The 20,858-nt window shown below is 73.2% G+C and carries 19 protein-coding genes; 15 read left to right on the forward strand and 4 right to left on the reverse strand.

Annotated elements, in window-relative coordinates:
* Positions 1–30 precede the first annotated feature (30 nt).
* Positions 31–2,340, reverse strand: a complete 2,310-nt coding sequence (locus tag ACFY01_RS06600) for a LuxR C-terminal-related transcriptional regulator (RefSeq protein ID WP_390734679.1) — start codon at positions 2,338–2,340, stop codon at positions 31–33.
* Positions 2,341–2,457: 117 nt separating this feature from the next.
* Between ACFY01_RS06600 and ACFY01_RS06605 the strand changes: the two genes are divergently transcribed.
* The 12 genes from ACFY01_RS06605 to mug all read left to right on the forward strand — a co-directional run bounded on the left by ACFY01_RS06605 (position 2,458) and on the right by mug (position 15,501).
* On the forward strand, positions 2,458–3,144 hold the full coding sequence (locus ACFY01_RS06605; RefSeq protein ID WP_390734526.1) for an esterase/lipase family protein: 687 nt from the start codon (positions 2,458–2,460) through the stop codon (positions 3,142–3,144).
* Between the two features lie 92 nt (positions 3,145–3,236).
* Positions 3,237–3,920: a class I SAM-dependent methyltransferase gene (locus ACFY01_RS06610; protein ID WP_390734527.1), complete on the forward strand. Its 684-nt coding sequence runs from the start codon at positions 3,237–3,239 to the stop codon at positions 3,918–3,920.
* A gap of 170 nt (positions 3,921–4,090) precedes the next feature.
* The gene (locus ACFY01_RS06615; protein ID WP_390734528.1) at positions 4,091–4,903 is read left to right on the forward strand and encodes an ABC transporter ATP-binding protein; all 813 of its coding nucleotides are present in this window, start codon (positions 4,091–4,093) and stop codon (positions 4,901–4,903) included.
* A gap of 4 nt (positions 4,904–4,907) precedes the next feature.
* Positions 4,908–7,472 (forward strand): ABC transporter permease, encoded by a 2,565-nt coding sequence (locus tag ACFY01_RS06620; RefSeq protein ID WP_390734529.1) that lies wholly within the window; start codon positions 4,908–4,910, stop codon positions 7,470–7,472.
* A 46-nt stretch (positions 7,473–7,518) separates the two neighbouring features.
* Complete coding sequence (locus ACFY01_RS06625) at positions 7,519–8,442, forward strand: LLM class F420-dependent oxidoreductase (RefSeq protein ID WP_390734530.1); 924 nt, start codon at positions 7,519–7,521, stop codon at positions 8,440–8,442.
* 67 nt (positions 8,443–8,509) lie between these two features.
* Positions 8,510–8,938, forward strand: a complete 429-nt coding sequence (locus ACFY01_RS06630; protein ID WP_390734531.1) for a GNAT family N-acetyltransferase — start codon at positions 8,510–8,512, stop codon at positions 8,936–8,938.
* Positions 8,939–9,094: 156 nt separating this feature from the next.
* Entirely contained in the window at positions 9,095–10,426 is a 1,332-nt protein-coding gene (locus ACFY01_RS06635; protein WP_390734532.1) for a hemolysin family protein, read from the forward strand.
* Positions 10,423–11,436: a hemolysin family protein gene (locus tag ACFY01_RS06640; protein WP_390734533.1), complete on the forward strand. Its 1,014-nt coding sequence runs from the start codon at positions 10,423–10,425 to the stop codon at positions 11,434–11,436. Before ACFY01_RS06635 ends, ACFY01_RS06640 begins: the two co-directional genes overlap by 4 nt.
* 847 nt (positions 11,437–12,283) lie before the next feature.
* Positions 12,284–13,078, forward strand: a complete 795-nt coding sequence (locus ACFY01_RS06645) for an SGNH/GDSL hydrolase family protein (RefSeq protein WP_390734534.1) — start codon at positions 12,284–12,286, stop codon at positions 13,076–13,078.
* Positions 13,079–13,088: 10 nt separating this feature from the next.
* Complete coding sequence (locus tag ACFY01_RS06650) at positions 13,089–13,454, forward strand: DUF4326 domain-containing protein (protein WP_390734535.1); 366 nt, start codon at positions 13,089–13,091, stop codon at positions 13,452–13,454.
* 59 nt (positions 13,455–13,513) lie between these two features.
* Entirely contained in the window at positions 13,514–14,956 is a 1,443-nt protein-coding gene (gene purB, locus ACFY01_RS06655; protein ID WP_390734536.1) for an adenylosuccinate lyase, read from the forward strand.
* On the forward strand, positions 14,953–15,501 hold the full coding sequence (gene mug / locus ACFY01_RS06660) for a G/U mismatch-specific DNA glycosylase (RefSeq protein WP_390734680.1): 549 nt from the start codon (positions 14,953–14,955) through the stop codon (positions 15,499–15,501). The genes purB and mug overlap by 4 nt, the downstream gene beginning before the upstream one ends.
* A 4-nt stretch (positions 15,502–15,505) precedes the next feature.
* Here the strand turns inward: mug and ACFY01_RS06665 are convergent, their stop codons facing one another.
* Genes ACFY01_RS06665 through ACFY01_RS06675 form a run of 3 tightly spaced genes read right to left on the reverse strand, consistent with a single transcriptional unit; the run spans position 15,506 to position 17,633 of the window.
* The gene (locus ACFY01_RS06665) at positions 15,506–15,949 is read right to left on the reverse strand and encodes a hypothetical protein (RefSeq protein WP_390734537.1); all 444 of its coding nucleotides are present in this window, start codon (positions 15,947–15,949) and stop codon (positions 15,506–15,508) included.
* Positions 15,950–15,990: 41 nt separating this feature from the next.
* The gene (locus ACFY01_RS06670) at positions 15,991–16,710 is read right to left on the reverse strand and encodes an ABC transporter permease (protein WP_390734538.1); all 720 of its coding nucleotides are present in this window, start codon (positions 16,708–16,710) and stop codon (positions 15,991–15,993) included.
* 2 nt (positions 16,711–16,712) lie between these two features.
* The gene (locus ACFY01_RS06675) at positions 16,713–17,633 is read right to left on the reverse strand and encodes an ABC transporter ATP-binding protein (RefSeq protein ID WP_390734539.1); all 921 of its coding nucleotides are present in this window, start codon (positions 17,631–17,633) and stop codon (positions 16,713–16,715) included.
* Between the two features lie 108 nt (positions 17,634–17,741).
* On the opposite strand from ACFY01_RS06675, the gene ACFY01_RS06680 reads away from it, so the two are divergent.
* From ACFY01_RS06680 to ACFY01_RS06690, 3 genes are all read left to right on the forward strand, one after another.
* A complete protein-coding gene (locus ACFY01_RS06680) occupies positions 17,742–18,911 on the forward strand; it encodes a sensor histidine kinase (RefSeq protein ID WP_390734540.1) in 1,170 nt (389 codons plus the stop codon).
* A gap of 14 nt (positions 18,912–18,925) precedes the next feature.
* Entirely contained in the window at positions 18,926–19,594 is a 669-nt protein-coding gene (locus ACFY01_RS06685) for a response regulator (RefSeq protein ID WP_390734541.1), read from the forward strand.
* Positions 19,595–19,695: 101 nt separating this feature from the next.
* On the forward strand, positions 19,696–20,853 hold the full coding sequence (locus ACFY01_RS06690; RefSeq protein WP_390734542.1) for an ROK family transcriptional regulator: 1,158 nt from the start codon (positions 19,696–19,698) through the stop codon (positions 20,851–20,853).
* The last annotated feature ends 5 nt before the right edge of the window (positions 20,854–20,858 follow it).

A 20,858-nucleotide genomic window follows, 5' to 3' on the forward strand; every position in this document is an offset into this window, starting at 1 on the left:
TGCGCCCAGCCGAGGATGTGACGCGGGCTCTCAGCGGCTGCCTGGGGCGTCGTCGTCCCCGAGCAGCCGTACCAGCTCGATCCGCGACCGGATGCCCAGCCGGGCGAAGACCCCGCGCAGATGGTGGTCGATCGTACGGGGGCTGAGGGCGAGACGGTCGGCGATCTCGCGGTTGGTGGCGCCCTCGGCGGCCATGCGGGCGATCATCAGCTGCTGGGCCGTCAGCCGGGCGGTCGGGTCGGTCTGTGCGGTGGGCCGCGGGGTCAACGGGGTGCCGAGGGCACGGAGTTCCGCCCGGGCCCGGGCCGCGCAGTGCGGGGCACCGAAGGACTCGAACGCTTCCAGGGCGCTGTGCAGCCGGTCGCGTGCCTCGCTGCGGCGGCGCAGTCGGCGCAGCGCGCCGCCGAACAGCAGTTCCGTGCGGGCCCGTTCGTAGTCGCGGGTGCCCCGGGCGTGCAGGTCGAGAGCGGTGCGGTAGTGGTCGACGGCCTCGGCGCCGGGGGCGAGCAGGGCCCGGCAGCGGGCGCTGAGGGCCAGGTCGTCGGGGCTGCGGACGGCGCTCGCCCAGCGGTGGTAGTCGGCGTGGGCGGCGCGCGCGACGCGGGTGTCGCCGGTGCGGACGGCGGCCTCCACGTAGTGCGGGGTGGCCAGGTGCCGGATGGCGCGGTGGCCGTGGCCGGGGCCGAATGCGGCGAGGGCGCGCAGCCGGGCCGCCGCGGCGGGGAAACGGCCGCCCGTCAGGTCGAGGAAGGCGAGCGCCCACTGGGCGAGGGCGGCGGGCAGGCCCAGGCCGCGCGGCAGGGCGTGGGCGCGGGCGGCCCGGGCGTGCTCGTGACAGGCCTCCTCGTCGCCGGTGACCGCCGCGAACATGGCCAGGGCGGCCCGCAGATGGCAGGCGCCGTTGTCCTGCCCGGTGGCGTACGCCAGCTCCAGCGCCTCCCTGGCGGCGGCCTCGGCGGCGCGGGAGCGGCCGGTCCAGAAGTCGGCGTAGGCACGGAACTCCATGGCCTGCGCCACGGTCGCGAGTGTGCCCCGGGCCCGGGCCGCGGTGGCCGCCCGGAGGGTGGCGGTGGCGGCGCGGTGGTCGTCGCCGAGCATCAGGGCGGTGATGCCGGCATGGATCAGCAGGGTGGGGTCGCCGCCGGGGCCACACCGTCCGGTGGTCCGCTTGAGCAGGTCCCGGGCGTCCTCGTAGCGGCCCTCCACCGCCGCGGCCAGCCCGCCGAGCGCGCCGGGCGGCGGCACGCCCAGCCAGTGGGCGACCAGGAACGCCTCCCGGCACCGCCGCAGGTCCCCGGTGTAGACGGCGGCCTCGGTGACCAGGGCCAGCAGTTCGACGGCCTCGCCCCCGCGCCCGCCCATCCGGCCCACGCCGGCTTCCTGAACCGGGCCCCCGGTGCGCGCGCTGTCGTACCCGACCACTCCGCCCGCACCGCCCCGCCCGGCTCCCGAACCGCCGTACTGGGCCGGACCCCCCGCTGGCCCGGACCGGATCGTCGCCGTCAGCAGTGCGTCGAAGGCCTCGGCCGCGTTGCCCGCGCGCAGGGCGAGGGCTCCGTTCAGGGCGGGGTCGTCGGTGCGGGCGGCCAGGGTGCGGGCCCGGTCCGCGTCGCCGGTGCGCCAGGCGTCGGCGGCGGCGCCGGCCAGCAGCCGGGTACGGGTGCCGGGGTCGGTACAGAGGGCGGCGGCGCGTTCGGCGAGCGCACCGGCCAGCGCCGTGTCGCCGGCGGCCCGGGCCCGGTCGGCGGACGTGCGGAGTTCCGCGGTGAGGCGCGCGCTGGGGCCGAGGGCGCCCGCGGCCCGGTGCCAGGAGCGGCGGGGCGCCTCGCCCCGGCCGCTCAGCACCCGGGCGAGCAGCCGGTGGGCCTCGCGCCGGTCCGCCGGGGACGCGGCGTCGTACGCGGCGATCCTCGTCCAGGCGTCGCGGAACTCCACCCCGTCGACGGCTGTACGGGCGACGCCCGCCACGTCGGCGGCCTCCAGCGGCCGGGTGTCGAGGCGGGCCGCGGCGACGGCGCGCAGGAAGGCGTGGGTGGCGACCGGATGCTGGTCGGCCGCGGCGAGGAGCAGCAGCAGCCGGGTGTCGTCGGGCAAGGTGCGGATCTCCTGCCGGTGGGCGCGCAGCAGCCGGGGCGCGACGGCGGCGGGTTCCGTGGGCAGCGGGTCGAGGCCCGCCGCCTGTCGTTCGGTCAGGCGCGGGAGGAGTTCGGCGACGGCGCGCGGGTCGCCGTACGCGACGTGCCGCAGCCGCGCGCGGACGCCCGCGGTCGGGGCGGGCCCCGCGTCGGGGAGCGGCGGTGGCGAAGTGCGGTCCAGAGGTGGGGGGTTCACCGGCGTCACCACACCATCGACGTTACTGGCGGGTCAGTTGACTCGTAAAGACTGGCGACTTCACCGATGCGGCGCGCGTAGACCCTTCCCCACACTCCTGGCGACCCCACCGTTTCAGGAGGCTTCATGCAACGCCACAAGCGTCGTATCGCCACGGCAGTTTCGGCGGTGACCGCATCGTTCCTTCTGTCCCTCCCCCTCACCGCGGCCCCGGCCCACGCGGCGAGTCACAACCCGGTCGTGTTCGTGCACGGGCTCAGCGGTTCGGCGAGCGGCTGGGACGACTGGGTCGCGGACTTCGAGGCCGACGGCTACTCCTCCTCGGAGCTGTTCGCGTGGTCGTACGACTGGACCCAGTCGAACGCCACCACCGCCCAGCAGCTGGCCACCGAGGTGAAGTCCGTGCTGGCGAAGACCGGCGCCTCGAAGGTGGACGTCGTCGTCCACTCCATGGGCGCGCTGAGCGGCCGCTACTACCTCAAGAACCTCGGCGGGACGTCGTACGTCGACGACTTCGTGTCGGTCGCCGGGGTGAACCACGGCACCTCCGTCGCCTCCCTGTGCGGGTGGCTGTACACGTCCTGCAAGGAGATGCAGACGGGCAGTTCCTTCCTGACCGCGCTCAACTCCGGTGACGAGACGCCCGGCAGCGTGTCGTACGCCGGCTACTGGTCGGACTGCGACGCGGCGGTCGTCCCGAACTCCTCTGCGCTGCTCAGCGGAGCGACCAACGTGGACGTCGGCTGCATCTCGCACACCGACATGAACGACGACCACGGCGTGTACGAGCAGGTGCGGGACTTCATCTCGTAGAGCCGTGTCCCGGAACCGTGCGAGGACACGGGGGTGCGACGGGCCCGTACGGGGGACAATCCCCGTAGGCCCGTCCTCTCCGGGAGGTCGCCATGCGGCTGCGCTCCACCGGCTCCGGCAAGGTGCCACGGGATCCCGTCCACCACCCGCTCTTCGCCCGCTACTACGCCCGCGTCAGCGCGTGCGCCGAGACCAGGCTGGGCCTGGCCGGGGTGCGCGAGCGGATGCTCGCCGGGCTGTCCGGGCGGGTGATCGAGATCGGCGCGGGCAACGGTCTGAACTTCGCGCACTATCCGGGAGCGGTCGCGGAGGTCGTCGCGATCGAGCCCGAACGCATGCTCAGACAGCTGGCCGCGAGGGCCGCCCTGCGCGCGGAGGTGCCGGTGGACGTGGTGCCGGGCGCGGCGGAGGCGCTGCCGGTGAAGAGCGAGGCCTTCGACGCGGTCGTGCTGTCCCTGGTGCTGTGCAGCGTCCGGGACGTGCCGCGTGCGCTGGGCGAGGTGCGGCGGGTGCTGCGGCCCGGCGGGGAGGTCCGGTTCTTCGAGCACGGCCGGGGCGGCGGCCGGGCGATGACCCTCACCCAGCGCGCCCTGGACGGGACCGTGTGGCCGGTGCTGAACGGTGGCTGTCATCTCTCCCGCGAGCCGGTCGCGGCGCTGCGGGCGGCCGGGTTCGAGCTCGGCCCGTACCGCGAGGTGCTGGTGCCGGAGAAGGGGCCGAGGCTGCCCACTTCGTTCTGCGTGCTGGGCTCCGCCTGGCGGCCCGGGGAACGGTGACCGCGGCACTCTCCTCCCCCGGGTGGAGAGTGCCCCTTACACCGGTGCCGGGGGTGCGACCTGAGGCGGAGACCCGCTCTGCCCCATGGGGGATACCGGGTGTGCGCCCCGTCACACTACGCTCGGCCGGGACGAGGACTCACGACGTCCAGGCGAGCGAGGAGGCGGCTTTGTCCACACCTGCTGCGGAGCACGCGCCCGGCCGGGCGCCCGGCGACGGGACCGCGGCCCGCGCCCGGGGACTGACCAAGGCGTACGGTTCCGGCGAGACCAGCGTGCTCGCCCTGGATTCGGTGGACGTGGACATCGAGCGCGGCCGGTTCACCGCGGTCATGGGGCCCTCGGGTTCCGGGAAGTCCACCCTGATGCACTGCCTGGCGGGGCTCGACACCGTCTCGGCCGGTCAGGTGTGGCTCGGCGACACCGAGATCACCGGGCTGAAGGAGCGCGAGCTGACCCGGCTGCGGCGGGACCGGATCGGCTTCATGTTCCAGTCGTTCAACCTCATCCCGACGCTGAACGCGGCCGAGAACATCACCCTGCCCATGGACATCGCGGGCAAGAAGCCCGACGAGAGGTGGCTGGACCAGGTGATCGACACGCTGGGGCTGCGGGGGCGGCTGAAGCACCGGCCCGCGCAGCTGTCCGGCGGGCAGCAGCAGCGCGTGGCCTGCGCCCGGGCACTGGCCTCCCGGCCGGAGCTGATCTTCGCCGACGAGCCGACCGGCAACCTCGACTCGCGGGCCGGACTTGAGGTCCTCGGGTTCCTGCGCGACGCGGTCGACGACCTGGGGCAGACCGTGGTCATGGTGACCCACGACCCGGGCGCCGCCGCCCACTCCGACCTGGTGCTCTTCCTCGCCGACGGACGGATCGTGGACGAGATGGAACGGCCCACGGCGGAGGCGGTCCTCGAACGCATGAAGCGTTTCGACGTCACGCGCGTCGCGGTCGACCGCGACGGCGCCGCCGAGGAGGACTGACCAGGTGCTCAAGGCGACCCTCCGCAGCTTCCTCGCCCACAAGGGGCGGCTGCTGCTGTCCGCGCTGGCCGTCGTGCTGTCCGTGGCGTTCGTCGCGGGCAGCCTGATCTTCTCCGACACGGTCACCCGCACCTTCGACCGGCTCTTCGCCTCCACCTCCGCGGACGTGACGGTGGAGCCGAAGACGGACCTCAAGTCGTCGGTGCCGACCGGCTCGGTCCAGACCGTGCCCGCCGCGCTCGCGGCCCGGGTCGCGAAGGTCGACGGGGTCGCCGCGACCCACGCGGACGTGTCCGTGCAGAACATCGTGGTGGTCGACAGCCGGAACAGGTCCGTGGGCCCGACCACCGGCGCCCCGACCATCGCCACCGACTGGTACCTCACCCACCGCAGCCCGGTGAAGCTGACCTCCGGTCACGCCCCGCACGGCGCGGACGAGGCGCTGCTCGACGCCGACACCGCCGACAAGAAGCACGTACGCATCGGCGACACGCTGACGGTGGAGGCGGCACCCGGCACCTTCCGGGTGAAGGTCGTCGGCATCGCCACCTTCACCACCACCAACCCGGGCGCGGCCCTGGTCTTCCTCGACCCCGCGGTCGCCGCCAAGGAGCTGCTCGGCTCGGCCGGCCGGGCCACCAGCATCTCGGTGGACGCGGCGAAGGGCGTGAGCGACGCCGAGCTCAAGAGCCGTGTCGGCCGGGTTACGGGCGCCGGGACCTACGACCTGAAGACCGCCGACGAACAGGCCAAGTCGGCCGCCGCCGACCTCGGCGGCTTCCTCGACGTGATCAAGTACGTGATGCTCGGCTTCGCCGGGATCGCCGTCCTGGTCGGGATCTTCCTGATCGTCAACACGTTCTCCATGCTGATCGCCCAGCGCACCCGGGAACTGGGCCTGCTGCGGGCGCTGGGCGCCGACCGGCGGCAGGTGCGGCGGTCGGTACTGACCGAGGCGGTGCTGCTCGGCCTGGTCGGCTCCACGCTGGGCCTCGCGGCCGGGATCGGGCTGGCGTTCGGGCTGATCACATTGATGAGCGCGTTCGGCATGAACCTCAAGGCGACGGAGATGGTCATCGGCTGGCCGACGCCCGTCTCGGCGTACGTCGTCGGCGTCGGCGTCACCTTCGTCGCGGCGTACCTGCCCGCCCGGCGCGCGGCGGGGGTCTCGCCGATGGCGGCGCTGGCGGACGCCGAGATCGCCGGGGTGGGACGGCCGCTGAAGACGCGCGCGATCGTCGGCGGCGCCGTCGGGGCGGCCGGTGCGGCCGCGCTGGCGGGCTGTGCGGCGGCGACGAAGACCGCCTCGGCGGCCTCCCTGCTGGGCGTCGGCGTCGTCCTGACCCTCGTCGCCACCGTCATCGCCGGGCCGCTGCTGGTCCGGCCGGTGATCCGGGTCCTGGGCGGCGTGTTCCCCGCGCTGTTCGGCTCGGTCGGCCGGATGAGCCAGCGCAACGCCCTGCGCAACCCCCGCCGCACCGGCGCCACCGCCGCCGCGCTCATGGTGGGGCTGGCGCTGGTCGGCGGGATGTCGGTGGCCAGCGCCTCCATGTCCCGGTCGTTCGACCAGCAGATCGACAAGACGCTCGGCGCGGACTTCACCGTGCAGAACGCCAACTTCCAGCCCTTCACCAAGGAGATCACCGACAAGGTGCGCGCCACCGAGGGCGTCCGGCTCGTCGTACGGCAGCGGTTCGTGCCGGTGGCGGTACGGCTGCCGGACGGCAAGCGGGTCGAGACGACCGCGTCGGGGTACGACCCGCAGGTGGACGACGTCGCCCACGTCACCTACAAGAGCGGCGACAGCGCGGCGGCGCTGGCCGGCGGGCACCTCGGCATGGACGTGAACTTCGCCGAGGACCACCACGTGCGCCTCGGGAGCACCGTCCCCGTGGAGCTCCCGGGCGGCAGGACCACCGACATGACCGTCGGCGCCCTCACCGACCAGGGCGGCTCGGGGTTCGGCATGCAGGGCGGGCTGTTCTTCGGCATCGCCACGGCCGAGAAGTACGTGCCCGGCGGCCAGGACGCGGCGCTGTACGTCGACAAGGCCCCCGGCACGAGCGCGGACCGGCTGCGCTCGCGCCTGGAGAAGACACTCGAGCCGTATCCGCAGGTCCAGGTCCGCGACCAGGCCGACTACAAGAAGCTGGTCCACGACCAGATCGCGGTCCTGCTCTATCTCGTGTACGCGCTGCTCGGCCTGGCGATCGTCATCGCGGTGCTCGGCGTCGTCAACACCCTCGCCCTGTCGGTCGTGGAGCGCACCCGGGAGATCGGCCTGCTGCGGGCCATCGGGCTGGCCCGGCGGCAGCTGCGCCGGATGATCAGGCTGGAGTCGGTGGTGATCGCGGTGTTCGGCGCGGTGCTGGGTCTCACCCTGGGCCTGGTGTGGGGCGTGTGCACCCAGCAGGTGCTGGCCCTCCAGGGCATGCACGCGCTGGCGATTCCCTGGGGCACGATCGTCGCGGTCGTGATCGGCTCGGCGGTGGTCGGTGTGGTGGCCGCCCTGCTGCCCGCGTTGCGTGCATCCCGCATGAATGTGCTGGCGGCCATCGCGCACGAGTGATGGAATCGCGGCGAAGACTCAAGTCGTCTACCGCCGAGGAGAGTTCATGCCGCGCCCGTTCCGCTTCGGGGTCAACCTGCTCACTGCCGCACCCGCCGGGGAGTGGCGCGCCAAGTGCCGCCGCGCCGAGGAACTCGGGTACGACGTCATCCTCGTCCCCGATCACCTCGGCTGGGTGGCGCCGTTCCCGGCGCTCGTCGCGGCCGCCGGGGCGACCGAGCGACCGCGGCTGGGCACCTTCGTGCTCAACGCCGGCTTCTGGAACCCGGCGCTCCTGGCCCGCGAGGTGGCCACCACCGACGCCCTGACCGGTGGCCGCCTCGAACTCGGGCTCGGCACCGGCTATGTGCGGGCGGAGCACGACACGGCCGGCCTGCCCTTCGGGTCGCCGGGCGAGCGGGTGGACCACCTCGCGCACACCGTGACGGAACTGGAGCGGCTGCTCGGCTCGGCGGAGCTCCCCCACTCTCGGCTTCGCTCGAGCGGGGGGACCCCCATGCCCACGCCCACACAGTCGCGGGTGCCGCTGCTGATCGGGGCCAACGGCGACCGGATGCTGCGGCTGACCGCCGAGCGGGCCGACATCGCCGCGTTCACGGCCGGGCGAGTGGTGGCCGGCAGTACGGACGGCAAGATCGCGCCGCTCACGCCCGAGGAGCTCGACGGGCGCGTGGCCCGCTACCGGGAGCTCGCGGCGGGCCGCGCGGAGCCCGCCGAGCTGAATCTGCTCGTGCAGATGGTGAAGGTCACCGACGATCCCGAGGCCGTGGTCAAGCCGCTGCTCGACCGCCGGCCGCAGTTGACCGTGGACGAGGCGCTCGCGCTGCCGATCGTGCTGGTCGGCACCCTGCGGGAGATCGTCGAGCGGGTACGGGCGCAGCGGGAGCGGTACGGGTTCTCGTACCTGACCGTGCTGGAGCCGTACATGGAGGACTTCGCGCAGGTGATCGAGGAGTTGCGCGGCGAGTAGGCCTCCGGCGGCCGTCCGCATGCTGGAATTCACGGGGCCGCTATGCCACCGATGGTCTGATGATCACATGACTGACTTGCATCTGCGGCCCGCCGGACCGGACGACCTCGACGCCGTGCTGGCCTTCTGGAAGACGGCCGCCGAGGGCACCAGCATCAGCGACGACCGGGACGGCGTCGAACGGCTGGTGACCCGTGATCCCGAGGCGCTGATCCTCGCCGAGAAGGACGGGGAACTCGTCGGCACCGTGATCGCCGGCTTCGACGGCTGGCGCTGCCATCTGTACCGGCTGGCCGTGCATCCGCAGCGGCGGCGGCTGGGCATCGGCTCGGCGCTGCTGGCCGCCGCCGAGGAGCGGTTCGTCCGGCTCGGCGGGCGGCGCGGGGACGCGATGGTGCTGGTGCGCAACGAGACCGCGCACCACGCCTGGCGGGCCGCCGGATACGCGCCCGAGGAGGGATGGCGGCGCTGGGTGAAGCCGTTCACGGCCGGCTGAGCGCACCCTCCACACTTCTTTGCCCATCCTTTACCATTGGAGGATCACTCGTTCCTGCATGAAAGGTTGTGAGTCCGCGCCCATGGGCGAGCCTCCTGGTCGGCGACACCGCGCGCCGCTTCCTGCCCTGTACAACCATGGGAAGGAGGTGACCCGATGACCGAAGTGCTCCTCCTGCTGGTGGCGGTCCTGCTCTCGCTCGCCTGCGGCGCCTTCGTCGCGGCCGAGTTCTCGCTGACCACGGTCGAGCGGGGCGAGCTGGAGCGCGCCGCGCAGCGCGGCGAGCGCGGTGCCGTCGGCGCCCTCAAAGCCGTACGGAGCCTGACGTTCCAGCTCTCCGGGGCGCAACTCGGCATCACGGTCACCAACCTGGTGGTCGGCATGCTGTCCGAGCCGTCCATCGCCACGCTGCTCGCCGGTCCGCTGCGGGCGCTGGGCATCTCACAGTCCGCGGCGAACTCGGTCGCTCTGGTGGTCGGCACGGCCCTGTCCACGGTGTTCCTGATGGTCGTCGGCGAGCTGGTGCCCAAGAACTGGGCCATCTCCTCACCGCTGGCCATGGCGAAACGGGTCGGCAATCCGCAGCGCTGGTTCAGCGCCGCCTTCCGCCCCTTCATCACCCACCTGAACAACACGGCGAACCGCGTCGTGCGCCGCCTCGGCGTGGAGCCCGCCGAGGAGCTCGCCTCCGCGCGCGGACCGCAGGAGCTGGCGGCGCTGGCCCGCCACTCCGCCAAGGAGGGCGCCCTGGAGCCGGACACCGCCGAACTGTTCGTCCGCACCCTCAACCTCGCCGACCTCACCGCGGAGAACGTGATGACCCCCCGGGTCCAGGTCGTCGCCCTCGACGTCCAGGCGACCTGCCAGGACGTGGCGAACGCGACCAGGGCGACCGGACTGTCCCGGTTCCCGGTCTACCGCGACAGCCTCGACTCGGTCGTCGGCAGCGCCCACATCAAGGACGTCCTGGCCGTCCCCGCCGAGCAGCGGACCCACCGCTCCGTCGCACAGCTGATGCGCGAACCCCTGCTGGTCCCCGAGTCGCTGACCGTCGACCGGCTGCTGGACCGGCTCTCCGGCAAGAACACCATGGCCGTCGTCATCGACGAGTACGGCGGTACCGCGGGCGTCGTCACCCTGGAGGACATCGTCGAAGAGGTCGTCGGCGAGGTACGGGACGAGCACGACCCGCACGAGACGCCCGACCTGGCGCCGGCCGGGGCCGACGAGCAGGGCCGCGCCCTGTTCTCGGCGGACGGCGCCACCCGCACCGACCAGCTCGCCCGGGTGGGCCTGCGGGTACCTGACGGGCCCTACGAGACGCTGGCCGGGCTCGTGGCGAGGTCGCTGGGGCGGATACCCGAGAACGGGGACCACGTCGAGGTCGCCGGGTGGCAGCTCGACGTGGTGGACGACTCGGGGCACCGGGCCGCCCGGGTGCTGCTGCACGCGCCGCTCGACGACGAACACCGGGAGGCCGTGCGATGACCGCCGTCCAGTTGCTGATCGGACTGGCGACGCTGGTCGTCAACGCCTTCTTCGTGGGCGCCGAGTTCGCGCTGATCTCCGTGCGGCGCAGCCAGATCGAACCGCACGCGGAAGCGGGCGACCGGCGCGCGAAGCTCGTGCTGTGGGGCCTGGAGCACGTGTCCGCGCTGCTGGCGGCGGCGCAGCTCGGCATCACGCTGTGCACGCTGGTCCTCGGTGTGGTCGCGGAACCGGCCATCGCGCACCTGCTGGAACCGGCGTTCCACGCGCTGGGAGTGTCCACGAGCGCGGGCCATGCCGTCTCGTTCGTGATCGCGCTGGCCCTGGCCACGTATCTGCACATGCTGCTCGGCGAGATGGTGCCGAAGAACATCGCGCTCGCCGAACCGGTGCGCAGCGCGCTGCTGCTCGGCCCGCCCCTGGTCGCGCTGTCCCGGACCCTGCGGCCGGTGATCTTCACGGTGAACGCCTTCGCGAACACGCTGCTGAAGCTGCTCAGGGTCGAGGCCAAGGACGAGGTCGCGGCGACCTTCTCCGACGCCGAACTCGCCGAGATCGTCAAGGACGCCGGCGAGGCCGGCCTGATCGACGACCGCGCCCGGGAACGGCTGCACGACGCCCTGGAACTGGGCAGCCGCCCGGTGCGCGACGTGGTGGTCCCGCTGGAACGGGTGGTGTACGCGCGCGTGGGCGTCACACCCGAGCAGTTGGAAGACCTGTCCGCCCAGTCCGGCTTCTCGCGCTTCCCCGTCGTGGACGAGGGGCGCCGGATCGTCGGCTACCTGCACGTGAAGGACGCCCTGGACGCCTCGCCGCAGGACACGGCGTTCCGCCTGCGGGACATGCGGCCCATCGCCCGGGTACGCGAGAGCACACCCCTCGACGACGTCCTCACCGCCATGCGGGGCAGCCGTACGCATGTCGCGGCGGTACTCGGGACGGACGGGCGGCTGGCTGGGCTGGTGACGATGGAGGACGTGCTGCGCCAGCTGTTCGGACAGCCTGCGTGACGATGCCGCCTGGCGGGGCAGGACGATCACCCTGCCTGATCGGAGCGGCGACCGCTCGGAGCGGCGACGACCCGAACCGGCGGACACGGGCAGGGCCGGGCGACGGACACGGGCGGGGCCGGGCGACGGACCGGGGCAAGCCCCGCGGGGGGGCCGGACCGGCGGAGCCCCGGAACCGGCCGGACCGAGCCCCGGAGCCGGCCGGAACCGGCGGACACGGGCAGAAACCGGGCTGACGGACCGAGGCAAGCCGCACGCGGTGCCGACCGGACCGGCGGAGCCCCGGAACCGGCCGGACCGGGGAACCCCGGTAAGGAGTGTCGCAAGGCAATCGGAGCGGCGACTTGAGCACACTGCCGACTGGACGCCCAGCGCAGTGCCCGGCACGGACTGACGACCGGATGACTGGCACAGCCCCCGCCACGCACTGACAGCCGGACGACCGCACAGCCACCGCCCCAGACTGACGAGCGGTGCGGCACCAGCGCGGGCCGGCAGCCGGACGCCGAGCGGCCGTCTGTGCGAATGTCGGCTCGACGCCCAGCACAGCCTTCCGCCACGCACTGACTGCCGGACGACCGGCATGTACCCACCACGCATTGACGGCCGAACAACCGCACAGCCACCGCCCCAGACCGACGACCGGCCCGGGCTCCAGCGCGGACCGGCGGCCGGGCAACCGACGCAGAGCCTGCGCCACGCAGTGGCGGCCGGACGACCGGCGTGGCACCCGGCGCGGGCGCGAGCCCGTGAGGGGTCCGGGGCGGTGGCCCGGCGGTGGCTGCGGGGCGGTTGGCCGAGGGGGACCGACCGGCGGGTATGGGGCCGGGATACCATCGCTGTCGCCATGCAGACGAATTCCGCATCCCAGCCCGCATTCACCAGCCTCGTCACCGTCGGGGACTCCTTCACCGAAGGCATGTCGGACCTGCTGCCCGACGGTTCCTACCGGGGCTGGGCCGACCTCCTCGCCGCGCGGATGGCCGCCCGCACCCCCGGGTTCCGGTACGCCAACCTCGCGGTGCGGGGCAAGCTGATCGGGCAGATCGTCGACGAGCAGGTACCCGTGGCGGCCGCGATGGGGGCCGACGTGATCACGCTGGTCGGCGGCCTCAACGACACGCTGCGGCCCAAGTGCGACATGGGCCGGGTACGGGGTCTGCTCACGGAGGCCGTGGAGCGGCTGGCGCCCTCCTGCAAGCAGCTGGTGCTGATGCGCAGCCCCGGCCGGCAGGGCCCGGTCCTGGAGCGGTTCCGGCCGCGCATGGAGGAGCTGTTCACCTGTGTCGACGAGCTCGCCGAACGGCACGGCGCGCTGGTGGTCGACCTGTACGGGGCGCCCTCGCTGGCCGACCCCCGGATGTGGGACGTGGACCGGCTGCACCTGACGGCGGAGGGGCACCGCCGGGTCGCCGAGGCGGTCTGGCAGACGCTCGGCCACGAAGCCGAGGACGAGGAGTGGCGGACTCCGATGGCGGCGACCGTGCCACCCGGCTGGGCCACCCGGCGGGTCGCGGACGTGCGGTTCGCCCGGCAGTACCTGCTGCCCTGGATAGGCCGGCGCCTGACCGGCCGCTCCTCCGGCGACGGCCGCCCCGCGAAGCGCCCCGAGCTGCTGCCGTACGAGGGCCCGGCGGCGTAACGTCCGTTCCATGGCCACCCGGGTGATCAACGTCAGGGGCCGGATCCACGACTTCGGCCCCCGGCTGGAACACGCCCCCGCGGACGTCGTCTACGTCGGGCGCCGCTGGACGATGGGCGGCTGGGATCTGCCCCGGCACCCGCTGTACAACCCGTTCGCCTACGACACCCCGAAGAGGAAACGGGACGGCACCCGGGCCGAGGTGATGGCGATGTACCGGGCGTATCTGCTGGAGCGGCCCGAGCTGCTGGACCAGGTGGCCGGGCTGCGCGGGCGGACGCTGGCCTGCTGGTGCGCGCCCGAGCCGTGCCACGCGGATGTGCTGGCGGAGCTGGCCGAGACCGGCGACCCGGACGGCGTGACCTGGGTCTCGTAGCTTCCGCCGAACCGGACCGTGGCGCTGGCCTGCACGAATCGCCAGTAGAATCCGTACACGTGACTTCTGCGCCCGCCAAGCCCCGCATCCCGAACGTCCTCGCCGGACGCTACGCCTCCGCCGAGCTCGCCACGCTCTGGTCGCCCGAGCAGAAGGTGAAGCTGGAGCGGCAGCTCTGGCTCGCCGTGCTGCGGGCCCAGAAGGACCTCGGGATCGAGGTTCCCGACGCGGCGCTCGCCGACTACGAGCGTGTCCTCGACACCGTCGACCTCGTCTCGATCGCCGAGCGTGAGAAGGTCACGCGCCACGACGTGAAGGCGCGGATCGAGGAGTTCAACGACCTCGCCGGGCACGAGCACGTGCACAAGGGCATGACCTCCCGCGACCTGACGGAGAACGTCGAGCAGCTGCAGATCCGGCTCTCGCTGGAACTGGTGCGCGACCGCACGGTGGCCGTCCTGGCCCGGCTGGCGAAGCTGGCCGCCGAGTACGGCGAGCTGGTCATGGCCGGCCGCTCCCACAACGTGGCCGCGCAGGCCACCACCCTCGGCAAGCGCTTCGCGACCGCCGCCGACGAGCTGCTCGTGGCGTACGGCCGGGTCGAGGAGCTGCTGGCCCGGTATCCGCTGCGCGGCATCAAGGGCCCGGTGGGCACCGCGCAGGACATGCTGGACCTGCTGGGCGGTGACGCGGACAAGCTCGCCGATCTGGAGCGGCGGATCGCCGGTCACCTGGGCTTCTCCCAGGCCTTCACCTCGGTCGGCCAGGTCTACCCGCGCTCGCTGGACTACGAGGTCGTGACCGCGCTGGTGCAGCTGGCCGCCGCGCCGTCCTCGCTGGCCAAGACCATCCGGCTGATGGCCGGCCACGAGCTGGTGACCGAGGGCTTCAAGCCCGGCCAGGTCGGTTCCTCCGCCATGCCGCACAAGATGAACACCCGCTCCTGCGAGCGCGTCAACGGCCTGATGGTCATCCTGCGCGGCTACGCCTCGATGACCGGCGAGCTGGCGGGCGACCAGTGGAACGAGGGCGACGTCTCCTGCTCGGTGGTGCGCCGGGTCGCGCTGCCGGACGCGTTCTTCGCCCTGGACGGCCTGCTGGAGACCTTCCTGACGGTGCTCGACGAGTTCGGCGCGTTCCCGGCGGTGATCGCCCGTGAACTGGACCGCTACCTGCCGTTCCTGGCCACGACCAAGGTGCTGATGGGCGCGGTGCGGGCCGGCGTCGGCCGCGAGGTCGCCCACGAGGCCATCAAGGAGAACGCGGTCGCCACGGCGCTGGCGATGCGCGAGCAGGGCGCCGAGCGCAACGACCTGCTGGACAAGCTCGCCGCCGACGAGCGCCTGCCGCTCGACCGGGCGCGGCTGGAGCAGCTCATGGCCGACAAGCTGTCCTTCACCGGCGCGGCGGCCGACCAGGTCGGCGTCGTCGTCGGCCGGATCGAGGAGATCGTCAAGCGGCACCCGGAGGCCGCGGGCTACACGCCGGGGGCGATCCTCTGACCCGGTTCACCCCGGCGGAACTGGAGGCCGCCCGTGACCGTCTGGTGCCGGACGTGGTCGCGGACGGTCTCCACGTCCTGTTCTGCGGCATCAATCCTGGGCTGATGACGGCCGCGACGGGCCACCACTTCGCCCGGCCCGGCAACCGCTTCTGGCCGGTGCTGCATCTGTCCGGGTTCACGCCCAGGCTGCTGAAGCCGTCGGAGCAGCGGGAGTTGCTGTCGTACGGACTCGGGATCACCAACGTCGTGGCGCGGGCGACGGCGCGGGCCGACGAGCTGACCGCGCGGGAGTACACCGAGGGCGGCCGGCTGCTGTCGGCGAAGGTGACGCGGCTGCGCCCGAGGTGGCTGGCCGTGGTGGGGGTGACCGCCTACCGGGCGGCGTTCGCCGACCGCACGGCCCGGGTGGGGCCGCAGGAGCGGACGATCGGGGACACGCGCGTGTGGGTGCTGCCCAACCCGAGCGGTCTGAACGCCCATTGGACGGCGGCGACGATGGCGGAGGAGTTCGCGCGGCTGCGCGAGGCGGCGGCGCCGGCTTGACCGGTCACGGCGGGTCTATGTCCGTGACCAGCCCCAGGAGTTGGAACGGCAGTTCCTTGTCCCACTGGGAGACGCCGAGGGCGACCCACCGCCCCGACTCGGGAGACTTCCACAGCAGCATGTCCGGCACGTGCGAACTCAGGGTCGCCCACGGCTCATCGACGGCCTCGCCCTCCATGCTCCGCCGGAAGACGCTGAACAGGCTGAACGCGCCCGGCGGCCCCCACCGCTCGGTGAGCCGCTCCGCCAGGCCGTCCCGGTCGGCCTCGTACTGTGTCTCGGTCTCCTCCCGCTCCGTACCGTCGTCCTCCCAGAAGTCCCGGCTGGTCCGTAATTCGGCTATGTGGTAACCGGGCCCGCTCTCGCCGTGCTCCGCCCTGCCGTGCGCCGGGGGGAACTCCCGGGTGCACAGCAGGTCGATGACGGCGAGGTGGTGCGCGATGTTCATGGGATCCAGTAAACCCGGCCCCACTGACAATTGGTGCGGAGTCAGGCGTCCCGGCGACCCACGCTCCACGCCCCCGCCAGCAATGCCGCCACCGTCCACAGCGCGGTCACCGCGAGCCCCGTCCACGGGCCGAGGCTGCCGTCCCAGTCGCTGTGCAGGACCACCTGCCCCGCCCGGTCGGGCAGGAAGTCGGCGACGCCGCCGGAGACATCGCCGACCACGAAGGACACGATCAGGAGGAACGGAATCAGGGTGCTCAGTGTCGCCACGCCGCTGCGCAGCACGGCCGTGACCCCGGCCGCGAACAGCGCCATCAGCGTGAGGTAGGCGCCGCAGCCGACCGCGCCGCGCACTCCCTCGCTCCAGGCCGGCACGGCCGTCGTGCCCGCTCCGAGCGCGGCCCTGCCCACCACGAAGGTCACCGCCCCGGTGACCAGACCGACCACGAGGGCGGGCAGCGCGATCGCCGTGGCCTTCGCCGTGAACCAGCGCCGCCGGTCGGGCACCGCGGCCAGCGTCAGCCGCAGCGCGCCGCCCCGGAATTCGGCGGCCATGGCCGCCGTCCCGAACGCTATCGCCGCGATCTGCCCGAAGCTCACCCCGAAGTAGACCGTGAACAGCGGGTCGGTGTCGGCCGCGTCGGCCGCCGACAGCGCGGAGAAGGCGGCGGTGGCGAGCACGACGGCGCCCAGACTGCCGATCAGGGAGCGCAGCGTGCGGATCTTGAGCCACTCGGCGTGCAGGGCGGGTGCGAAGGACATGGTCAGGCCTCCCGGCGGGCTGCGGCGAACTCGGCTTCGGTGGCTGTCAGATCGAGGTAGGCCTGCTCCAAGGTGGCCTCCTCCTGCGTGAGTTCCAGGACGGGCAGGCCCGCCTCGGACACCAGACGACCGATGTCCTCCACGCGTGCGTGCGGCACGGTCCACGCACCGTCGTCGCCGTGGGAGGCGTCGTACCCGTGCCGGTCCAGCAGGCCGCCGAGGGCCGTGCCGTCGGTCGTGCGGAGCCGTACGCGGGGCCGCACGCGCGCGTTGATGAACTCCCGCACCGGGGTGTCGGCCAGCAGGCGCCCCCGGCCGAGGACCACGAGGTGGTCGGCGAAGGACGCCGTCTCGTTCATCAGGTGGCTGGAGACCAGGACCGTGCGCCCCTCCCCCGCGAGCCGACGCAGCAACTCGCGGATCCAGATGATCCCTTCGGGATCCAGGCCGTTGGAGGGCTCGTCGAGCATGACCACCTCGGGGTCGCCGAGGAGTGCGGCGGCGATGCCGAGCCGCTGGCGCATACCCAGGGAGTACGTCTTCACCCTGCGGCGCGCCACCGAGGCGAGCCCTGTCTCGTCCAGGACCTCGTCGACCCTGCGGCCGGGAATGCGGTTGCTCGCCGCCAGGACCCGCAGGTGGTCGCGGCCGGTGCGGGAGCCGTGCGCGGCCTGTGCCTCGAGCAGCGCGCCGACGTGCCGCAGGGGTTCGTGGAGGCTCGCGTAGGGGCGGCCGCCGATCGTGGCGGAGCCGGAGGTCGGCCGGTCCAGGCCGAGCACGAGCCGCATGGTGCTGGACTTTCCGGCCCCGTTGGGGCCGAGGAAGCCGGTGACACGGCCCGGCAGGACGCGGAAAGTGAGGTCGTCCACGGCTCGTCGGCTGCCGTACTCCTTGGTGAGGTCTTGGACTTCGATGCTGGTCATGGCAGCAGCGTGGCCGGTGGTGCGAGGTCGGTTCCTCCCCCTGGCGTGGAGATCGTCTCCCCCGTGCGGGGGAGGATCGTTGTGCGTGGTCGCTGGCACGATGGCGGGATGGTCCGCTTGCTGCGCCCGTTCGGCCGGGCGGTGACATACACACGATGGCTGCACTTGTTCATCTCCGTCGTGTGGCCGTCCATGTGGCTGTTCATCGAGGAAGCGTGGTGGACCTGGGTGGTGGCGGCCGTGGCGCTCGCCCCCGCCGGACTCGTGCCGGCGATGCGCACCGTGGAGGGACTCCAGGCCAGGCTGCTGCTGACGGGGCACCGGCACGACAGCGAGAACACCGACATCGTCGTCGCGCCGTCCGCCTCCTGGGCCGACCGGGGGCGGCTCGTCGTGTGGCTGGAGGCGCGGCTGCTGCTCGGCTGTGCGGTCTCGATGTTCACCTTCCAACTGCTGCTCCTGGCGATCGACCTGGTGTCGGCGGCGTCCGGCGCCGACGTGGAGGAGGGCAGCCTGGTTCTTTTCGACGGACACCGGTGGTGGCATGTCCTGCTCGTGCCCCTGCCGCTGGTCACGCTGGCGGTGACGGTGCTCGCCTCGGGCCACGTCATCACCGCCCTCGCCCACCGTCTCCTCGGCCCCTCCGCCGCCGAACGCATCGCCGCGCTGGAGGAGCGCACCGATCTCCTCCTGGAGCGCACCCGCATCGCGCGCGAGCTGCACGACTCGATCGGTCACGCGCTGACCGTCGCCGTGGTGCAGGCGGGCGCCGCGCGCGCGGCCCGCGACCCGGCGTTCACCGACCGCGCCCTGGACGCCATCGAGGAGACCGGCCGGGCCGCGCTGGAGGATCTGGAACGCGTGCTCGGCATCCTGCGGGAGTCACAGCGGCCCGCGAGCAGCCGCCCGACGCTGACGGACGCGGGTCGTCTGCTGGAGTCCGCCCGTGCCTCCGGTGCCAAGGTCGACGCGGAGTTCTCCGGTCCCCTGGAGACGGTCCCCGGCCCGGTCTCCCGTGAGGGCTACCGCATCCTCCAGGAGTCACTGACGAACGTGCTGCGGCATGCGGGGACCGTCCCCGTCGGGGTCCGCGTCAACGTCACCGACGGCGCCGTCGCCCTCGAGGTCCGCAATCCGCTCACCGCCGGCATCACGGGGACCGGCGGCGGCAGTGGGCTGCGCGGCATACGCGAGCGCGCCGCCCTCCTCGGGGGTCGCGCGCACACCGGCCCGCACGAAGGCGACTGGCAGGTGCATGTAGAGCTGCCGCTGCGCTGATCTACGCTGGCCGGATGCCGGTCACCGTTCTCCTCGTCGACGACGAACCCCTGGTCCGCGCGGGTCTGCGGGCCGTGCTGGAGGCTCAGCCCGACATCGAGGTCGTCGGCGAGGCGGCCGACGGCGCGGCGGTCATCCCACTGGTCCGGCAGTTGCGCCCGGACGTGGTCGCGATGGACGTACGGATGCCGCTGCTGGACGGCATCGAGGCCACGCGCGCGGTGCTGCGCACCGTCGACAGCCCGCCGAAGATCCTCGTGGTGACCACCTTCGAGAACGACGAGTACGTGTACGAGGCGCTGCGGGCGGGCGCCGACGGCTTCCTGCTGAAGCGCGCCCGGCCGGCCGAGATCGTGCACGCGGTGCGGCTGGTCGCCGAGGGCGAGTCGTTGCTGTTCCCCGCATCCGTACGGCAGCTCGCCGCGCGGTACGGCGACCACGGCGACGGCGGCGATCGTGCCGCGCGGGCCGTGATGGAGCGGGCCGGGCTGACCGAGCGGGAGGGGGAGGTGCTGCGGCTGATGGCGCGGGGGCTGTCGAACGCGGAGATCGCCGGCCGGCTGGTCGTGGGGACGGAGACGGTCAAGTCGCACGTCAGCGCCGTGCTGGCGAAGCTCGGTGCGCGGGACCGCACCCAGGCGGTGATCGCCGCCTACGAGTCGGGATTCGTCGCGCCGGGCTGATCCGAAAGACCTGCCCGGAACGCGGGTGCCCGGCTCTCGCCGGGGTCGGGCCCGCCGAGTACCATCCGCCCCACACGGCGCACGAGCTGGGAGGACGGACGGTGGGGCGGCTGACCGGCGGGGATCCCTCGCTGCTGCGAAGGATCAATTCCGCGGTGGTGCTGCACGCGCTGCGTGCCACGGACTGCGCGACGCTGACGGAGATCACCCGGGTGACGGGGCTGTCCCGGCCCACCGTCGAGGGCGTCGTCGAGGGGCTCATCGAGGCCGGTCTCGTCGTGGAGAAGGCGGCCGAGGAGGGCGCCGCCCGGCGGCAGGGGCGGCCCGCGCGGCGGTTCCGGTTCCGGGCCGAGGCGGGGCACCTGCTGGGCCTGGAGATCGGGGCGCACCGCGTCGCCGCGCTCCTCGCCGACCTCGACGGGCGGATCCTGGGCTCCCAGGCGAAGGACGTCTCGGAGACGGCCGACGCGGACGAGCGCCTGGAGCGGCTGCGTACCACGGTGGCCGAGCTGCTGCGGCGGGCCGGGGTCGCGCGCGGCTCGCTGCGCGCCGTGGGGGTCGGTACGCCGGGGATAGTGGAGGCCGACGGCCGGATACGGCTGGGCACCGCGCTGCCCCAGTGGACGGGACTGCGCCTGGGCGAACGGCTCAGCCGCTCTTTCAGGTGCCCGGTCCTGGTGGAGAACGACGCCAACGCCGCCGCCGTCGCCGAGCACTGGAAGGGCGCCGCCGCCGAGTCGGACGACGTGGTGTTCGTGCTGGCCGGACTGAGCCCGGGCGCCGGTTCGCTGATCGGGGGCCGGCTGCACCGGGGCTACGGCGGGGCCGCCGGGGAGATCGGCGCACTGCATCTGCTGGGCCGGGAGGCGACGCCGGAGACACTGTTGTCGACCACGCACGAGCCGCTGCATCCGCTGGACGAGCAGGCGGTCGCCGAGGTGTTCGCGCTGGCGCGCGAGGGAGACCAGCGCGCCCGGGCCGCCGTCGACCGGTTCATCCAGCGGCTCGTGCACGATGTCGCGGCGCTGGTCCTCGCGCTCGATCCGGAGCTGGTGGTGATCGGCGGCTGGGCGGCCGGGCTGGACGGCGTACTGGAACCACTGCGGCGTGAGCTCGCGCGCTACTGCCTGCGGCCGCCGAGGGTGACACTGTCCCTTCTCGGGGAGGCGGCCGTGGCGACCGGTGCCCTGCGACTTGCCCTCGATCATGTGGAGGAGCAGTTGTTCGCGGTTGAGGGCACGGTCACGGCCCGGCGCTGACGGTG

Origin of the sequence: Streptomyces sp. NPDC001480 (genome assembly GCF_042894725.1) — a bacterium.
In the GTDB taxonomy this organism is placed as follows: domain Bacteria; phylum Actinomycetota; class Actinomycetes; order Streptomycetales; family Streptomycetaceae; genus Streptomyces.

Coding starts and splice junctions, on each gene's coding strand:
- ACFY01_RS06610 (WP_390734527.1), top strand. CDS start 3,237: ATGCGGCTGCGCTCCACCGGCTCCGGCAAGGTGCCACGGGATCCCGTC.
- ACFY01_RS06645 (WP_390734534.1), top strand. CDS start 12,284: ATGCAGACGAATTCCGCATCCCAGCCCGCATTCACCAGCCTCGTCACC.
- ACFY01_RS06640 (WP_390734533.1), top strand. CDS start 10,423: ATGACCGCCGTCCAGTTGCTGATCGGACTGGCGACGCTGGTCGTCAAC.
- ACFY01_RS06650 (WP_390734535.1), top strand. CDS start 13,089: ATGGCCACCCGGGTGATCAACGTCAGGGGCCGGATCCACGACTTCGGC.
- ACFY01_RS06605 (WP_390734526.1), top strand. CDS start 2,458: ATGCAACGCCACAAGCGTCGTATCGCCACGGCAGTTTCGGCGGTGACC.
- ACFY01_RS06635 (WP_390734532.1), top strand. CDS start 9,095: ATGACCGAAGTGCTCCTCCTGCTGGTGGCGGTCCTGCTCTCGCTCGCC.
- ACFY01_RS06675 (WP_390734539.1), bottom strand. CDS start 17,633: ATGACCAGCATCGAAGTCCAAGACCTCACCAAGGAGTACGGCAGCCGA.
- ACFY01_RS06630 (WP_390734531.1), top strand. CDS start 8,510: ATGACTGACTTGCATCTGCGGCCCGCCGGACCGGACGACCTCGACGCC.
- ACFY01_RS06670 (WP_390734538.1), bottom strand. CDS start 16,710: ATGTCCTTCGCACCCGCCCTGCACGCCGAGTGGCTCAAGATCCGCACG.
- ACFY01_RS06685 (WP_390734541.1), top strand. CDS start 18,926: ATGCCGGTCACCGTTCTCCTCGTCGACGACGAACCCCTGGTCCGCGCG.
- ACFY01_RS06680 (WP_390734540.1), top strand. CDS start 17,742: ATGGTCCGCTTGCTGCGCCCGTTCGGCCGGGCGGTGACATACACACGA.
- ACFY01_RS06625 (WP_390734530.1), top strand. CDS start 7,519: ATGCCGCGCCCGTTCCGCTTCGGGGTCAACCTGCTCACTGCCGCACCC.
- ACFY01_RS06665 (WP_390734537.1), bottom strand. CDS start 15,949: ATGAACATCGCGCACCACCTCGCCGTCATCGACCTGCTGTGCACCCGG.